This is a genomic window from Geminicoccaceae bacterium (assembly GCA_020638465.1).
In the GTDB taxonomy this organism is placed as follows: Bacteria; Pseudomonadota; Alphaproteobacteria; order Geminicoccales; family Geminicoccaceae; genus JAGREO01.
The window spans coordinates 1,384,262-1,399,607 of record JACKIM010000001.1 but is presented as its reverse complement, the minus strand read 5'-3'; the positions used below and the strand labels follow the sequence as shown (position 1 = coordinate 1,399,607).

Annotated in this window: 13 protein-coding genes; 7 read left to right on the top strand and 6 right to left on the bottom strand. The window is 60.9% G+C overall.

Features of this window, described 5'->3' with window-relative positions; translation table 11 throughout:
* Positions 1–4: 4 nt before the first annotated feature.
* Genes H6851_06660 through H6851_06650 form a run of 3 tightly spaced genes read left to right on the top strand, consistent with a single transcriptional unit; the run spans position 5 to position 3,248 of the window.
* Positions 5–919 carry a 4-hydroxybenzoate octaprenyltransferase gene (locus H6851_06660; GenBank protein ID MCB9943288.1) on the top strand — a complete coding sequence of 305 codons (915 nt, stop codon included), beginning with the start codon at positions 5–7 and terminating at the stop codon, positions 917–919.
* Positions 916–2,250, top strand: coding sequence for a YcjX family protein (locus H6851_06655; protein ID MCB9943287.1), 1,335 nt, complete (start codon positions 916–918; stop codon positions 2,248–2,250). Before H6851_06660 ends, H6851_06655 begins: the two co-directional genes overlap by 4 nt.
* Entirely contained in the window at positions 2,247–3,248 is a 1,002-nt protein-coding gene (locus tag H6851_06650) for a DUF697 domain-containing protein (protein ID MCB9943286.1), read from the top strand. Before H6851_06655 ends, H6851_06650 begins: the two co-directional genes overlap by 4 nt.
* A 37-nt stretch (positions 3,249–3,285) precedes the next feature.
* Here H6851_06650 and H6851_06645 read toward each other — a convergent pair whose 3' ends face one another.
* Positions 3,286–4,068, bottom strand: a complete 783-nt coding sequence (locus tag H6851_06645) for a creatininase family protein (GenBank protein MCB9943285.1) — start codon at positions 4,066–4,068, stop codon at positions 3,286–3,288.
* Complete coding sequence (locus H6851_06640; protein MCB9943284.1) at positions 4,065–4,817, bottom strand: alpha/beta hydrolase; 753 nt, start codon at positions 4,815–4,817, stop codon at positions 4,065–4,067. The genes H6851_06645 and H6851_06640 overlap by 4 nt, the downstream gene beginning before the upstream one ends.
* 245 nt (positions 4,818–5,062) lie before the next feature.
* Between H6851_06640 and H6851_06635 the strand changes: the two genes are divergently transcribed.
* From H6851_06635 to H6851_06620, 4 genes are all read left to right on the top strand, one after another.
* Entirely contained in the window at positions 5,063–6,274 is a 1,212-nt protein-coding gene (locus H6851_06635) for a glycosyltransferase family 4 protein (protein MCB9943283.1), read from the top strand.
* Positions 6,275–6,412: 138 nt separating this feature from the next.
* Positions 6,413–8,329: a threonine--tRNA ligase gene (thrS, locus tag H6851_06630; GenBank protein ID MCB9943282.1), complete on the top strand. Its 1,917-nt coding sequence runs from the start codon at positions 6,413–6,415 to the stop codon at positions 8,327–8,329.
* A 90-nt stretch (positions 8,330–8,419) separates the two neighbouring features.
* Positions 8,420–8,941: a translation initiation factor IF-3 gene (locus H6851_06625; GenBank protein MCB9943281.1), complete on the top strand. Its 522-nt coding sequence runs from the start codon at positions 8,420–8,422 to the stop codon at positions 8,939–8,941.
* A 5-nt stretch (positions 8,942–8,946) separates the two neighbouring features.
* Positions 8,947–10,719 carry an aminopeptidase P family protein gene (locus H6851_06620; protein MCB9943280.1) on the top strand — a complete coding sequence of 591 codons (1,773 nt, stop codon included), beginning with the start codon at positions 8,947–8,949 and terminating at the stop codon, positions 10,717–10,719.
* Between the two features lie 11 nt (positions 10,720–10,730).
* Here the strand turns inward: H6851_06620 and H6851_06615 are convergent, their stop codons facing one another.
* The 4 genes from H6851_06615 to recN form a co-directional block, all read right to left on the bottom strand.
* Complete coding sequence (locus tag H6851_06615) at positions 10,731–11,168, bottom strand: CBS domain-containing protein (GenBank protein MCB9943279.1); 438 nt, start codon at positions 11,166–11,168, stop codon at positions 10,731–10,733.
* Between the two features lie 114 nt (positions 11,169–11,282).
* Positions 11,283–11,543: a hypothetical protein gene (locus H6851_06610; protein MCB9943278.1), complete on the bottom strand. Its 261-nt coding sequence runs from the start codon at positions 11,541–11,543 to the stop codon at positions 11,283–11,285.
* Positions 11,540–13,630 (bottom strand): NAD-dependent DNA ligase LigA, encoded by a 2,091-nt coding sequence (ligA, locus tag H6851_06605; GenBank protein MCB9943277.1) that lies wholly within the window; start codon positions 13,628–13,630, stop codon positions 11,540–11,542. Before ligA ends, H6851_06610 begins: the two co-directional genes overlap by 4 nt.
* The gene (gene recN, locus H6851_06600; GenBank protein MCB9943276.1) at positions 13,627–15,297 is read right to left on the bottom strand and encodes a DNA repair protein RecN; all 1,671 of its coding nucleotides are present in this window, start codon (positions 15,295–15,297) and stop codon (positions 13,627–13,629) included. The genes ligA and recN overlap by 4 nt, the downstream gene beginning before the upstream one ends.
* Between the last annotated feature and the right edge of the window lie 49 nt (positions 15,298–15,346).

Genomic DNA, 15,346 nt, shown 5'->3' with positions numbered 1-15,346 from the left:
AGCCATGCATCAACGATCCTACCACAAAATCGAAAATGTCGCAGACCAGCAGATCCCGTTCCTGGGCTGGCTGCCGGCGGCGTGGCGTGATTACGCCACGCTCGCTCGTCTCGACCGCCCGATCGGAACCTGGCTCCTCCTCATCCCGTGCTGGTGGGGCATGGCGCTGGTCGAAGGCGGGCTCGATCCTGTCACAGGACTGCTTTTCGCAATCGGCGCTATCGCCATGCGCGGTGCCGGTTGCACTGTCAATGATCTTGCCGACAGAAAATTCGATGCCCGCGTCGAACGAACCCGAAATCGCCCCCTTGCGGCAGGTCGCGTGAGTATTCCGGCGGCCGTGCTTTTTACGGCGTTTCAATCGCTGATTGGCCTCTCGGTACTTTTCTGGTTGCCGCGCACAGCGCAATTGATTGCCATCGGCAGTCTTCCGCTCATTGTCATTTATCCCTTCATGAAGCGTATTACTTACTGGCCGCAGGCATTTCTCGGCCTGACCTTCAACTGGGGAGCCCTGGTGGGATATGCGGCCATGGCGGATCAACTCGACTGGTCAGCCGTCGTCCTCTACGCGGGCGGCATCGCCTGGACATTGGGGTATGACACGATCTATGCCCATCAGGACAAGGAAGACGATATCCTCGTCGGGGTACGTTCCTCCGCATTGAGGCTCGGTTCGGCGACCGTTCCGTGGATCTGCGGCTTTTACACGATTGCCATTGTCCTTATAGCAGTGGCCGGAACCATGGCTGGTCTTTCATGGCCGCTATACCCTGCCCTGCTCGTGCCCGCCGCCCACATGGTCTGGCAGGTCCGCTCGCTTTCCATCGATGACCGGGACAACTGCCTCATGATCTTTCGCGCCAATCGGCTTGCCGGTCTCCTCGTTCTCGCAGCCCTGGCACTGGGCCACCTATGAAAAGGATCGGTCCGCTCGACCAGGCCCTGAACATCGTGGGCGAAGTTGGTAGCCGGCTGTTCGACAACCACGTCCGGCTGGCCATCACCGGCCTTCGCCGCAGCGGCAAGACGGTGTTCACGACGGCCTTCGTTCATCATCTGCTGCAGGCTCACGATCTCGATTTCATGTCCGCGGCACACCAGGACAGGTTCCTCGGCGCGCGGGTCGTTGATGGACTGGGAGAACGCTTCCCTTTCGAATCGTTCGAGACCGACCTGCTGGCGGAACCGCCACGGTGGCCCGAAGCCACCGACCGCCTCACCTCCCTGCGGCTCGAAATGCGATATCGCGCCTCGGGTTTTTTTTCGAGCCTGAGGTCATCCGTTCAGACGCTGGTTGTCGATATCATCGATTACCCGGGCGAATGGCTACTGGACCTGCCGCTGGTCGCCACCAGCTTTGCCCAGCTCTCGCGGGATACTCTGGCCCTCGCCGAGCGGCATCCCCGCAGCACCGTGGCTCGCGAGTGGCTGGACCAGATCGAGAATGGCGACACGACTGTACTGATCGACAGCTATCGTCGTTACCTCGAACGCTGTCAGCATGAGCTTGGACTGTCCTTCGTCCAGCCCGGACGGCTGATGCACGGCCTCGACGACCTGCCCGACGGCGCCACCTTTTCTCCCGTGCCGAGCCGGCACCGGCTCGAGGCCGAAATGGCCCACCGCTACCAGCGGTACGTCGAGGAAGTCGTGAAGCCATTCTACTACGACCATTTCAGCAATTTCGACCGCCAGATCGTGCTGGTCGACCTGTTCACCTGCCTCAATGCCGGCCCAGCCTGGTTCGACGACAGCATGAAGGCCCTGTCCACAATCCTTGAAAGCTTCACCTACGGTCAGGGCAGCTGGCTGAGGCGGCTGGTGGCTCCGCGCATCGACAAGGTGCTGTTCGCCGCCAGCAAGGCGGATCACGTCGCCGCCAACCAGCACCCGAACCTCAAGCAGCTTCTGGAACTCATGGTTGAACCGGCCTCCCGGCGGGCCCGCTTCGAAGGCATCAGCCAGGATGTCCTGGCATTGTCTGCGCTGCGTTGTACCGATACGGTGACGACCGAACATCAAGGACAGTTGCTTTCCTGCGTGCGCGGGAAGCTCAAGAACGAGGATCGCGAGACGGTGTTGTTTCCGGGGGAAATCCCTCCCGAACTGCCCAGTGACGAGGACTGGCAAAGCGGACGTTTCCGCTTCCACGACTTCGCTCCGCGCAGGTTGAAGCGGCGCAAGCGCGGACAGCATGTTCGCCTCGATCAGGCGATCGAGTTCCTGTTGGGAGACAAACTCGCATGAACGAGGGCAAGCCACAGATTCTGCCCTTCGAACTGGAACCGGAAAGCGGTGCTGAAAGCAAGCCCGTTGCCACCTTCCCGTCCCCGGAAGGCAGACGGACGGGACGCAGCGAGACCGTACCGGAAAGGAAGGAGAAGAAGGGCTGGACCGGCCGTCTTGCCGGCGCCTTCTTTGCCGCACTAGGGGGATTGGTGACACTTGAGGCTGTTCGCCATGTCACCGGCATGATCGATACCAATCCCCTGATCGGCTGGCCATTTCTGGTGTTGCTGCTGGTGGTGGGCGCAACGACGGTCATGTTTCTTGCCCGCGAGGTTCTCGACATCCGGGCCATGCGCAACGGCAGCATGTTGCGGGATACCGCCGAGCGCCTCAAAAGTTCCGAATTGCACGGCGAGGCCCGCCCGCTGATCTCACGCATCAGCCAGCGGCTGGGTTCGCCACAGGGCTTGCAGCGCTTCGAGCAGGCCAACCGCGACCAGTACAGCGATGGCGAACAGCTCGCCATCTTTGAACGTCATGTCATGGCCCCACTCGACAAGGGGGCCTACAGGCTGGTCCTTGAGGGCAGCCGGGACATCGGTCTCCTCACCGCCCTCAGCCCGCTCGGACTGCTCGACGGATTTCTGGTCATCTGGCGCACGCTGGTGATGATCCGGCAGGTCGCGCGGCTCTACGGGCTGCACATGGGTCCGGCCGCCAGCTTCAGCCTGCTCAGGAAATGCCTGCGCAATGCCGCCATCGCCGGCGTTGCCGACGCTGTCAGCCACGCGACGGTCGAGCATGTGGGCGCATCGATCACGGCAATGCTTTCGGCTCGTGCCGGACAGGGTGCGGGCAATGCACTTCTTGCGGCACGGCTCGGGCTTGAGGCCATTCGTCAGGCACGACCTTTACCCTACATCTCGGAAGAACCGCCACGTCTCAAACATGTACGCTCGGCCATCTTCGACAAGGGTGAACTGAAAGTCGACGATCTGGTCAAGTCCCGGGCATGATATCTTCCCGCACCCGGGTCATGACCACTCCATTGTCTCAAGGTTTGTCGCGAGGTCCCCAGAAATCCGGAGATGCCAGCCTTTCCGCAAGGTGGGAGGCCGCCATGTCGAGAAGGACTTCGCCCTGTTCGGCACTGGAAGCGGTCGGATCGCCCAGCACGCCCGTCGGCGTCTTCTCCGCAAAACTCAACCAGTGATAGCCATCATCCGGCGTTGAATCCTGCCGATCGCGCATGTCCGGCCAGCGGGCCTGCTCCAGGGCATTACAGTCGACCAGTTCCGGAGCGAGCGCCATGACCATCGATGTCTCGGCCTCGCAGGCGTGACGTATGCCCTTTTGCGTCGTCAACTGCGCACCGAGCTTGTCCGCGGCCAGCTGCCAGTAGGTCAGCGACACGATGGGCAATCCGGTATCCCTCGTAATTTCGTCCGTGATGGTGTGCAATGCCGCGATATTGCCGCCATGAGCATTGACCAGCGCGATCCTGCGAAAGCCATGTCGCTGGAGAGACCGGCAAATTCCGGAAATCAGCTTGTGAAATGTATCGAAATCGAGCGTCACGGTCGCCCCGAAGGCCATGTGATGCTCGCTCAGCCCGGTCCACACCGTGTCCATGACAACCACCGGCCGCTCACGAACGAGCATCCTTGCAGCCCGCTCGCAGACAGCATGGCCCAGCATGCTGTCCGTCCCTACCGGAAGGTGCGGGCCATGCTGCTCCATGGACGCCACCGGCAGAAGGACAATCGTTGACGGGGTCGCAAGGGCTCGCAGTTCAGGCGCCCGCAATTCACGAAAAAGAACGGATCGTTGGGTCATATGTTGGCATCCAGCACTCGGTCGACAGCATGGGCAATGCGCCGCAGGTCTTCATCCCTCGACAGGCGATGGTCCCCATCTTTCACCAGTTCGACTGTCACATGACTCGACCGCAGCCGTGCGGCGAGATCGAGCGACGTCTGCCAGGGCACGTCAGGGTCGAGCTGACCGTGCAGCAGATGCACCGGCCGGTCGATCTCCACCGGCTCGTCAAGTACGAGATTCCTGCGTCCGTCTTCGAGGAAGCCCTGCTGGAGAGGAACCGGTTCACCATAGGTCGATGGCATGAGAATCCGCCCGGTAGCACTCAACTCGGCGCGCTGTTCATCGCTGAGCCCGGGCTCCATCAACCTTTGCGTGAAGTCCGGAGCTGCGGCGATGCCGACCAGCCCCTTGAGCCGTTCCTTCCTCGCCAGCCCGGCGAGCAGCATGAGCCATCCTCCCATGCTGGACCCCACCAGCACAAAGGGATGCCTGACCACCCGATCGAGAATGGCGAGAACGTCATCTTTCCAGTCCGAGATGGTATGCTCCTCGAACACGCCGGGAGACTGGCCATGACCGCGATAGTCGAACCGGGTGAAAGCCTGCCCCAGGTGCCGGGCATGCGCTTCGAGGAACAGGGCCTTGGTGCCGGTCATGTCGGACGCATAGCCCCCAAGAAATACAATTTCTGGAGAATGTCCCGCAGAGCGGACAAAAGCGAGGCGCCGTCCGTCCTCATCGTCGAGAAAACTCGGCCCATCGATCACGGTTCGTCTCTTCCCTGGTTTGTCAAATGCAACAATCGTGCTAGCACGCGACTGGCAAGGTGGCGAGTTCCGATCACCCCCTGGTGGAAGGACACATGCGCCACCGGAAATCGGGACATCGGCATGGTACGGCAAGGAGCGGTGTGTTCAACCGCGAAACGGACCGTCCGGCCGGTGAATCAGGCCCGCCCTGCCCCCGCGGATGGAGTTTGCCCTCGTTCATGATGACAGCTGCGCCATCGATGCAACCTCAAGCCCGTCCCGCCGTGCTGCAGGTCCTGCCGGCGCTGGAAAGCGGCGGTGCCGAGCGGGGCACGCTGCAGATCGCCAAAGCGCTGGTCGACAATGGATGGAATGCGATCGTCGCATCATCGGGCGGCAGACTTGTGCGCGAGCTCGTTGCAACCGGTGCAAGCCATATCGAACTGCCCGTGGATTCGAAAAATCCGGTGGTCATTGCGATCAACGTTCTCCGTCTGTCGAAGATCATCCGCGAGCACAATGTCCGGCTTGTCCATGCCCGCTCGCGTGCGCCTGCCTGGAGTTCGGCCTTTGCCGCAAAACGGACCGGCATCTCGTTCATGACGACATTCCACGGTGTCTATCAGGGATATGAGCACCGGCTGAAGAAACGCTACAACGCGATCATGACCGCAGGCGACCGGGTGATTGCCGTCTCCGACTATGTTCTCGAACATATCCAGCAGGTCTACAACGTGGACCCGTCGCGGATTCGCGTCATTCGCCGGGGTGTCGATCTGCAGACTTTCGACCCTTCCCTCATCCGCGGCCATCGACTGGCGGCCCTCAGCGACCGCTGGCAACTGGGCTACGATCGCAAGGTCGTGATGCTGCCCGGCCGGGTCGTGCGCATCAAGGGGCATCTCGTCATGCTCGAAGCGATGATGCGCATGTCCCGCAAGGACTTCATCGTCCTCATCGTCGGCGATCTCGATCCGTCGAGCCAGTATGTTCGCGAAATCGAGAAGGACATCATCAGGAAAGGTCTGACCGATCGCGTCCATTTCGGTGGCCACTGCGACGATATGGCGGCAGCCTACATGCTCGCCGATGCCGTAGCCCTGCCGGCTATCGGACCCGAGGCTTTCGGCCGCGTCGTGATCGAGGCGCAGGCCATGGGCAAACCTGTGATCGTCACTCATACGGGTGGCCTGCCCGAAACCGTGATGCCGGCTGCAACAGGATGGCTGGTGGCCCCCGACAATCCCGACGAGCTCGCCTGGGCACTGGATCTGGCCCTGTCCATGGACGAGGAAGTCGGCCTGCGTCTCGCCGAACGCGCCCGTCATTTCGTTGCCGAGGAGCTCAGCGTCGACCAGATGTGCTGCCGTACGCTGGATGTCTATCGTGAGCTGGTACGCGATGCTCCCCGTCCACCTCCTCAAGCCATGACACGTACCGACAACGAGGGACAGGATCTCGTCAATCCGTGACAATCGGAGCCGGATCATGGTTTTCGCCGCGATCCGGACGGCCGGACATCGCCATTGACGCATTGCACAATGGTTGACAGCGCCCGCCGGAGCGTTATGGGTTTAGCCCAAACTTTCCAAGGAACGGCCTTCCCCCAGATGACGACGATTATGCTGCCCGATGGCTCTGAACGGGTCTTCGATACGCCCGTGACGGGTCACGATATTGCCGCCTCGATCAGCAAGTCACTGGCAAAACAGGCACTGGCGATCGAGGTCGATGGCCAGCTGCGTGACATGGACTGGCCGATTGGCGACGATGCACGGGTTCGCATCATCAAGAAGGAAGATCCCGAGGCCCTTGGCCTTTTGAGGCACGACTGTGCGCATGTCATGGCCGAGGCAGTGCAGGATCTGTTCCCCGGTACGCAGGTGACGATCGGCCCGGCCATCGAGAACGGCTTCTACTATGATTTCGACCGCGATGAGCCGTTCCGTCCCGAAGATCTCGGGAAGATCGAGATGCGCATGGCCGAGATCATCAAGTCCGATCGACCGTTCCGGCGCGAGGAAGTGAGCCGGAACGAGGCGCATGAGCGCTTCAGTGCGGCGGGCGAGACCTACAAGCTCGAACTGCTCGATGCGATTCCCGAGAACGAGCCGGTGACGCTCTATCATCAGGGAAAATGGTTCGACTTGTGTCGCGGACCGCACGCACCTTCCACGGGACGCATTGGTGCATTCAAGCTCATGAAGGTTGCCGGTGCGTACTGGCGCGGCGATTCGCGCAATCCGCAGTTGCAACGCATTTACGGGACCGCCTTTGCTTCGGACAAGGAACTGAAGGCCTATCTTCATCAGCTTGAGGAAGCCGAGCGTCGCGACCATCGCAAGCTCGGTCGGGAGATGGACCTCTTCCACGTGCAGGAGGAAGCCGTCGGTTCCGTCTTCTGGCATCCCAAGGGTTGGATCGTCTGGCGCGAAGTGGAAAATTACGTTCGCCGCAAGCTCGACCGTTCCGGTTATGACGAGGTGAAGACGCCGCAATTGGTCGATCGTTCGCTGTGGGAGCGTTCCGGCCATTGGGACAAGTTCCGCGAGAACATGTTCACGCTGGAGGCCGAGGAGCGTGCACTGGCGCTCAAGCCGATGAATTGTCCGTGTCATGTACAGATTTTCAACCAGAAGCTGCACTCCTATCGTGACCTGCCCCTGCGCATGGCCGAATTCGGTTCCTGCCATCGCAACGAGCCTTCGGGTGCACTGCACGGGATCATGCGGGTTCGCGCCTTCACCCAGGACGACGCGCACATCTTCTGCACTCCCGACCAGATCACCTCGGAATCGGTCGCTTTCTGTGATCTGCTCAAGAGTATCTACAGGGACTTCGGGTTTTCCGATCTGCACGTGAAATTCTCCGACCGGCCACCCGTCCGGGCGGGAGAAGATTCCGTCTGGGACCGGGCCGAAACGGCCCTGATGGATGCCGTCAATGCTGCCGGTCTGGAGACGACACTCAATCCGGGCGAAGGCGCCTTCTACGGCCCCAAGCTGGAATTCGTGCTGCGCGACGCCATCGGTCGCGACTGGCAATGCGGAACCCTGCAGGTCGACTTCGTCCTGCCCGAGCGGCTGGACGCGAACTATATCGGTCCCGACGGTGCCAAGCACCGGCCGGTCATGTTGCATCGCGCCATTCTCGGGTCGATGGAGCGCTTCATCGGCATCCTGATCGAGCACTATGCCGGACGCCTGCCTCTGTGGCTGGCGCCCGTGCAGGCCGTGGTGGCCACGGTGACCAACGAGGCCGACAGTTATGCGCGCGAAGTGGGCGAGGCTCTGCGAGCAGCGGGCGTGCGGATTGAAACCGATCTGCGCAGCGACAAGATTTCCTACAAGGTTCGGGAACATTCGGTGGCCAAGGTACCATTGATCATGGCCGTCGGCGGGCGGGAAGCCGAGGAGCGCACGGTCAGCCTCCGAAGACTCGGAAGCAAGGACCAGTCGGCGCTTTCTCTTGACGAGGTCATAGCAATGTGCCAGCGGGAAATATTACCTCCTGACTTACAACCATGATATGATTGCTTCAGGGGGAAAGGCCGGCAGGTCGAAAAATGGACCTTGGCCGAAATTTCTGGTGAAACTACAGGAGGTCAATCGAACCTGATGGTAAATAATGTTCGCGATGAGGTTCGCGTCAACGATCGCATTGACTCAAGAGAAGTCAGGCTCGTGGATCAGGATGGCAATATGATCGGTGTGGTCTCCACGCGTGACGCCATTCGCCGGGCCGAGGAAGTGGGGCTGGACCTTGTCGAGGTGGCATCCAACGCCACACCTCCGGTTTGCAAGATACTCGACTTCGGCAAATACAAATATGACGCGCAGAAGAAGGCGAATGCCGCGCGCAAGAAGCAAAAAGTCATCGAGGTCAAGGAGATCAAGATGCGTCCCGCGATCGATGACAACGATTACGCCATCAAGATGAAGAAGGTGCGGACCTTCCTCGACGATGGAGACAAGGTCAAGGTCACCATGCGTTTTCGCGGACGTGAAATGGCGCATCAGGACATTGCCATGGGCATTCTTGAGCGTGTACGCAGTGAGATGGCTGAGCTGGCCAAGGTAGAACAGATGCCGAAACTCGAAGGTCGGCAGATGGTCATGGTCATGGCGCCATTGAAGTAGCGGCCATGTCCTTCGCGAAGCGGCTGGAAGCCGTTCGGGATGAGCTGCGTCGTTCATCTGTCGATGCCTTCATCCTGCAACGCACAGATCGTCACGGCAGCGAGTATCTGCCAGAGTGCGAGCAACGTGTTGCATGGTTGACGGGTTTCACGGGTTCGGCAGCCACCGTAGCCGTGACCATCGATCAAGCGGCCGTTTTCAGCGACGGCCGTTACACGGTTCAACTCGGCGAAGAGGTGGACAGCGCGTTGTTCGAGCGTTGCCACCTGATCGACGAGCCGCCGCGGCAGTGGCTTGAGGAGAGGCTGAGCAGCGGGTCCCGCCTTGGACACGATGCCTGGCTGACGAAGAAGGCCGAACGGAAGTCGCTGAAGGCGATGATGAGTCGCAAGGGCGGCGAGCTGATCACCATCGAAAATCCTGTAGATGCCGTGTGGAAGGATCGGCCCGCGGCACCTCTGGCTCCCGTCCATGCACTTGACATCGAATATTCCGGCCTGGCCACGTCCGCGAAGCAGACGGCGATGGCCAAGAGTATCGCCAAGGCCGGCGCTGACGCGTTGCTGGTCACCGCGACGGATCACATCGCCTGGTTGCTCAACATTCGTGGCAACGATATCCCGTTCAATCCATTATGCCTGAGCTATCTTCTGCTGAAAAGTGATGGCCGCTGTTTGTGGATGGTCGATCCTCGCAAGCTCGGCGACCTTGAGACGTTGGGAGACGGCATCGAAATAGCGCCCTATGATGCGCTCGACCAGACAATATCCTCGCTATCCGGCAAGGCCGTGCTGGTCGATCCGGCTTATACCCATGTGGGGTTCATTGACATATTGGAAGCTGCCGGAGCGCGGGTCGTCGAGGGCGATGATCCGATCGTCATGGCCAAGGCCGTCAAGAACGATGTCGAAATCCGGGGCGCCATCGCGGCGCAGGAGCGTGACGGCGCCGCAATGGTCCGCTTTCTGCACTGGCTCGACAACATTCCCCATGACGGAACGGTCAGCGAAATGGACGCAGTCCGACAGCTCGAGTTGGAACGTGCCGCCGATCCGCTTTACAGGGGCCCTTCCTTCGATACCATCTCGGCACATGGTCCCGATGCCGCCCTGCCCCACTACCGCGTCAGCGACAAGAGCAATCGTCCGCTCACGGCGGGCACGACCTATCTCGTCGACAGTGGAGGCCAATATCCGGACGGCACAACCGACATCACACGCACCATCGCCATGGGCGAGGTTTCGCCAGAGGTGAAGCGGACGTTCACCCTGGTACTCAAGGGGCATATTGCCCTCGCGACAGCACTGTTCCCCAGGGGAACATCGGGCGCACAACTCGATACGCTGGCGCGTTATCCGCTCTGGCAGGCCGGACTCGATTTCGACCACGGCACCGGACATGGGATCGGCGCCTATCTTTGTGTGCACGAAGGCCCGCAGCGTATCGCCCGGACGGGCAATGTTCCGCTGAAACCGGGCATGATCGTTTCCAATGAACCCGGCTACTACAAGACCGGTCATTTCGGCATCCGGATCGAAAATCTTGTCGTGGTCGAAGCGGTACCGAAGACGGACGGCGAAGAGCGTGAATTCCATCGTTTCAAGACGATCACGCTTTGCCCCATCGACAGGCGCATGATCGACATGGCCCTGCTCGATACTGACGAAAAACAGTGGCTTGACGCATACCACGAGCGTGTCCGGTCTCGCTTGCTGCCGCTTATCGACGAAGCGGCCTGTCGCGCCTGGTTCGAACGGGCGACAGCGCCGCTCGCCTGATCGATGCCCTGCTACCAGATACGCTCGGCCAGGAAGGTCCGCTCGCGCAGTTCAGGCTGCATCATGGAAAGGTCATCCAGTGGTAGATCAACCCAGCACAGGACTGATGTCACCCGATCATCTTCGACATACGGCAAATGGTGGAAGCGGCATTCGTGCATCGTTCGAATAGCGTCGAGCACCGTATCATGAGGACCGATCGTCATCGGGCGAGGAGTCATCACCTCACCAAGCAGGGTCGTGTCAGGATCGCGATTGGCGGCAACGACCCTTGATGCAAGATCGCTTTCGGTAAAAATTCCGACGAGTTGCGCATCGTGCTTCGTGATCACCACACTTCCGCAATGGTGCCGTTTCATGAGTTGGGCAGCCGCCCTCACCGATACGACCTCATAGGCACTGACGAGAGAACGACCAGTAAGCACATCCTTGGCCAAGGTATTCTTCATGGAGCCTCTCCTGTTCTTTGGTTGATTCTCCGAACAAGACAATCTCATATCTGGCTAGATCTGACCATTCGCTACTTGGGCGAAATGCCATCGCCCCGATAGCTTACATGACGGTCAGAATTTACTGCGAACGAAGTCGACCGTCCTGGCGGTCCACTTTTCGGCAAAGTCCTCTGCCCTGGTGATGATGTCATCGGCCCTGGGATGCCTGGCCTTGAGTCTGGCCAGAAGGTTCTCCGCCCAAGTCGCATGGCGCGAGAGGATGATCAACCCCACGGCGATGAACAGGATGCCTTGAAGAATCGGCAGGAACAGGCCGAGAACACCCAGTACCAGAAAAGTATAGCCAACACCCTGTATTGCGATTCGCGTCATGTCGCTCCTGCCATTTCCAGCCACTCGGCCTCGCTGAGCACCGCCACCCCGAGTTCGGCTGCCTTCTTTGCCTTGGAGCCGGCTTCGGCCCCAATGATTACATAGTCAGTCTTTTTCGAAACGCTACCCGCGACCTTCGCCCCCAACGTCTCGGCCCGCGCCTTGGCCTCCGCCCGGCTCATGGTTCCGAGCGAACCGGTGAACACCACCGTCTTTCCGGAAAATGGCGTTTCTCCTCCGCCACCAACCGTCACCGCCTCCACATCGAGTTCACCGGTCAACGCATCGAGAACAGCGATATTGCGCTCCTCGACGAAAAATTCACGCAATGCCTCGACGATACGTGGTCCGATACCATCGATATCTGCCAGTTCGGCATGAGCTTCCCCGTCGCCGGCCGCGACCCTCAGCATTGCCGATCGCCAGCCATCAAGACTGCCGTAGTGACGAGCGAGCAACCTGGCGTTGGTCTCACCAACGAAACGGATGCCAAGTCCATAAATGACCCGATCGAGGCCGATATGCCGCCGCTCGTTCAGGGCCTTCACCAGCTTTTGCACCTTCCTTGCAGCCCAGCCATCCAGAGCTTCAAGCTGCGCCAGCTTGTCGGGATCCCGGACAAGCCGGAAGATGTCGGCAGGCTCGCGAACGAGGCCGGCATCGACCAGTTGCGGCACCTGCTTCCTGCCGAGGCCTTCGATATCGAAAGCCTCGCGGCTGACGAAATGGCGCAAGCGTTCGATGAGTTGTGCCGGACAGACAAGACCGCCGGTGCAACGCCTTACCGCCTCCCCTTCCGGTCGGATCGCAAGGCTGCCGCACTCGGGACAATGGTCGGGAAAGGCGAAGGCCATCGCATCGTCGGGCCGCTGGTCGAGGAGGACCTCCACCACCTGCGGGATGACATCACCCGCCCGCTGGATGGCGACCAGATCGCCCACCCGGATGTCCTTCTCCTCGATATAGTCCTGATTGTGCAATGTCGCCCGAGCGACAACCACCCCGCCGACGGTGACGGGTTCGAGTTCGGCCACGGGAGTAAGCGCGCCGGTGCGGCCTACCTGGATACAGATTTCATGGACGCGGGTCTGTGCCCGTTCTGCCGGAAACTTGTGGGCAATGGCCCAGCGCGGGGCGCGGCCGACAAAGCCAAGTCTTCTCTGAAGGGCAATATCATCGACCTTGAGAACGACTCCGTCGATGTCATAGCCGAGCGCATGGCGTTGTACACCGATTTCCCCGTGATAGTCGACAAGCTCCTGCGCGGATGAGCATACATGGCGAAGCGGGTTGACGCGGAAGCCGATTCGCTCAAGCAGGGTCAGGAAGTCGCTGTATTTCCCGTCGATCGCGGGATCGGCCTCGCCCCAGCCGTAAGCGAAAAAGCGCAGGCGGCGGCTTGCGGTAACCCGGCTGTCCAGTTGGCGCACCGAACCGGCTGCGGCGTTGCGCGGATTGGCGAAAACGGATTCGCCCTCATCCTCCCTGCGCCGGTTGAGCACCCGGAAATCATCGTGGCGCATGAAGATTTCCCCGCGAACTTCGAGAAGCGAAGGCGCTTCCCCGGTCAGCCGTTGTGGAATGTCGAAGATTGTCCGCACATTGGCCGTAATATCTTCGCCGGTCGTCCCGTCCCCGCGAGTCGCTCCGCGTACCAGAAAACCATCCTCATAACGCAGGGCGCAAGACAGCCCGTCAATCTTGGGCTCGGCCGCGATGTCGACAGGCATGTCAACCGGCATGTTGAGAAAACGACGGATGCGAGCGAGAAATTCCTCCACATCCCCGGCATTCATCGCGTTGTCGAGAGACAGCATCGGCACGCTGTGAGTGACCTTGCCGAATGCCTCGACGGGCGCTGCTCCGATCCGGAATGCCGGACTGTCGGGACGAACGAGATCGGGAAAACGTTCCTCGATGGCATCATTGCGCCGCCGCAGCGCATCGTATTCGCCATCATCGAGCTCGGGTGCGTCGAGCTGATGGTAGAGGCGGTCATGATGGGCGATCAGCCGCGCCAGCCGCTCAAGTTCGCCCGCTGCCTCCTGCGGGTCCAGATCCTCCACCTTGCATCGCTCGACACTCATTGATTGCGGGCTCCCGCTGCCATCAGGCTTTCGGCGGCGGCCCGGGCCGCCTTGGTGATTTCCGCACCCGCCAGCATGCGGGCAATCTCATCCTTGCGCTGCTCGATCTCCAGCCGTCGCACATCGACCGATGTCGACTGTCCCCTCGCCGCCTTGACGACATTGAGGTGATGATCCGCCCGGGCCGCAACCTGCGGTGCATGGGTCACGACGATCACCTGCCGCCCCCGTGCCAGACGTGCCAACCGTTCGCCCACGGCATCGGCCGTCGCTCCGCCAATCCCGGAGTCAACCTCGTCGAAGATCAGCGTGCGCACGTCCTCACCCCGGCCCAGCACCACCTTGAGGGCCAGCATGAGCCGCGACAGTTCCCCACCGGATGCAATCTTCGCCAATGGCCCGACAGGCTGGCCTGGATTGGTCGAAACCTCGAATCCGACCCGGTCGAAACCCTCGGCCGTGGGTTCATCGAGCCGGTCGATGCGCACCTCGAAACGGGTCTTTTCCAGCTTGAGCGGTGGCAATTCACGGTGGATCTCTTCAGGCAGACGCAGCGCCATCTCGTGCCGCGACCTGCTCAAGGCCTCGGCATGCCCGACCAGAGCCAGCCTTTCCGTTTCGACAGCCTTCTCCAGCTTGCAGAGACTGGCGCTGCCAGCATCGATATCGGCAAGCTCCGCCTGCGTCCGCTCCAGCAGCGCGGGCAGTTCATCGACGGCGACGCGATGCTTGCGGGCCATGTCGCGCAAGGCAAACAGACGCTCCTCCACGGTCTCCAGCCGCACATCGCCCGCTTCAAGCTCCTGTTGCCGGATTTCGATCTGCGCTTCGGCCTCGGCGGCTTCGATCAGCGCGCGTTCCAGTGCATCGATCGCCGGTTGCAGGGTGTCCCGGGCATGATCGGCGTTGCGATCGAGTCGTCGCTGTGCCGTCCCCAGTTTCTCGATCGCACCGCCGGACCCGCTCAGCAGATCGGCCGCCTCGGCGAACAGTTGCAGCAACTTTTCCCGCGCCATCAGCTTTTGCCGTTCCGCCGCCAGTTCCTCTTCCTCTCCCGTGCGTGGAGCGAGATCCTCCAGTTCGAGAAGACGGTGGCGAAGATACTCTTCCTCACGCCGGGAATGTTCAAGCCTGTCGCGAAGTCGTGCGAGTTCGTTCGCGAGCGCCTTCCAGCGGCCATGCGCCTCGCCCGTGGCAGCAACCAGAGCCTGATGTCCACCGGCCTTGTCGAGCAAGGCCCGATGATTGCGGGCATCGAGCAGACCATGCTGGTCCATCTGGCCATGGATTTCCAGCAGTTGCGCAGCCAGTTCGCGCAACAGGGCCGTCGCCACCGGCTGGTCATTGACGAAGGCCCGGCTACGGCCATCCGCCGCAAGCGTCCGCCGGATGACGATTTCCTCACCTCCGTCTATGTCACGTTCCGCAAGGACGGCCTGAAGCGGATGATCGGCCGCGATCGCGAACGTGGCCGCCACGCTTCCCTGTTCGCAACCCGCGCGCACCAGCCTGCGATCCGCACGATCGCCCATGGCCAATCCCAGCGCGTCGAGCAGGATCGACTTGCCGGCACCGGTTTCACCGGTGAGCACGGTGAGCCCCTCGAAAAAATCCAGATCGAGACGTTCGATCAGGACGATATCACGGATGGAAAGCCCCGCGAGCATGATTGTTGTTCCAGCCGACTTTCAGCCAAACAGCATGATACCGGGAATC

Bases quoted from the DNA above. Each gene is read 5' to 3' on its own strand.
- H6851_06660 (MCB9943288.1), top strand. From the start codon at position 5: ATGCATCAACGATCCTACCACAAAATCGAAAATGTCGCAGACCAGCAG.
- H6851_06655 (MCB9943287.1), top strand. From the start codon at position 916: ATGAAAAGGATCGGTCCGCTCGACCAGGCCCTGAACATCGTGGGCGAA.
- H6851_06650 (MCB9943286.1), top strand. From the start codon at position 2,247: ATGAACGAGGGCAAGCCACAGATTCTGCCCTTCGAACTGGAACCGGAA.
- H6851_06645 (MCB9943285.1), bottom strand. From the start codon at position 4,068: ATGACCCAACGATCCGTTCTTTTTCGTGAATTGCGGGCGCCTGAACTG.
- H6851_06635 (MCB9943283.1), top strand. From the start codon at position 5,063: ATGCAACCTCAAGCCCGTCCCGCCGTGCTGCAGGTCCTGCCGGCGCTG.
- thrS (MCB9943282.1), top strand. From the start codon at position 6,413: ATGACGACGATTATGCTGCCCGATGGCTCTGAACGGGTCTTCGATACG.
- H6851_06625 (MCB9943281.1), top strand. From the start codon at position 8,420: ATGGTAAATAATGTTCGCGATGAGGTTCGCGTCAACGATCGCATTGAC.
- H6851_06620 (MCB9943280.1), top strand. From the start codon at position 8,947: ATGTCCTTCGCGAAGCGGCTGGAAGCCGTTCGGGATGAGCTGCGTCGT.
- H6851_06615 (MCB9943279.1), bottom strand. From the start codon at position 11,168: ATGAAGAATACCTTGGCCAAGGATGTGCTTACTGGTCGTTCTCTCGTC.
- H6851_06610 (MCB9943278.1), bottom strand. From the start codon at position 11,543: ATGACGCGAATCGCAATACAGGGTGTTGGCTATACTTTTCTGGTACTG.
- ligA (MCB9943277.1), bottom strand. From the start codon at position 13,630: ATGAGTGTCGAGCGATGCAAGGTGGAGGATCTGGACCCGCAGGAGGCA.
- recN (MCB9943276.1), bottom strand. From the start codon at position 15,297: ATGCTCGCGGGGCTTTCCATCCGTGATATCGTCCTGATCGAACGTCTC.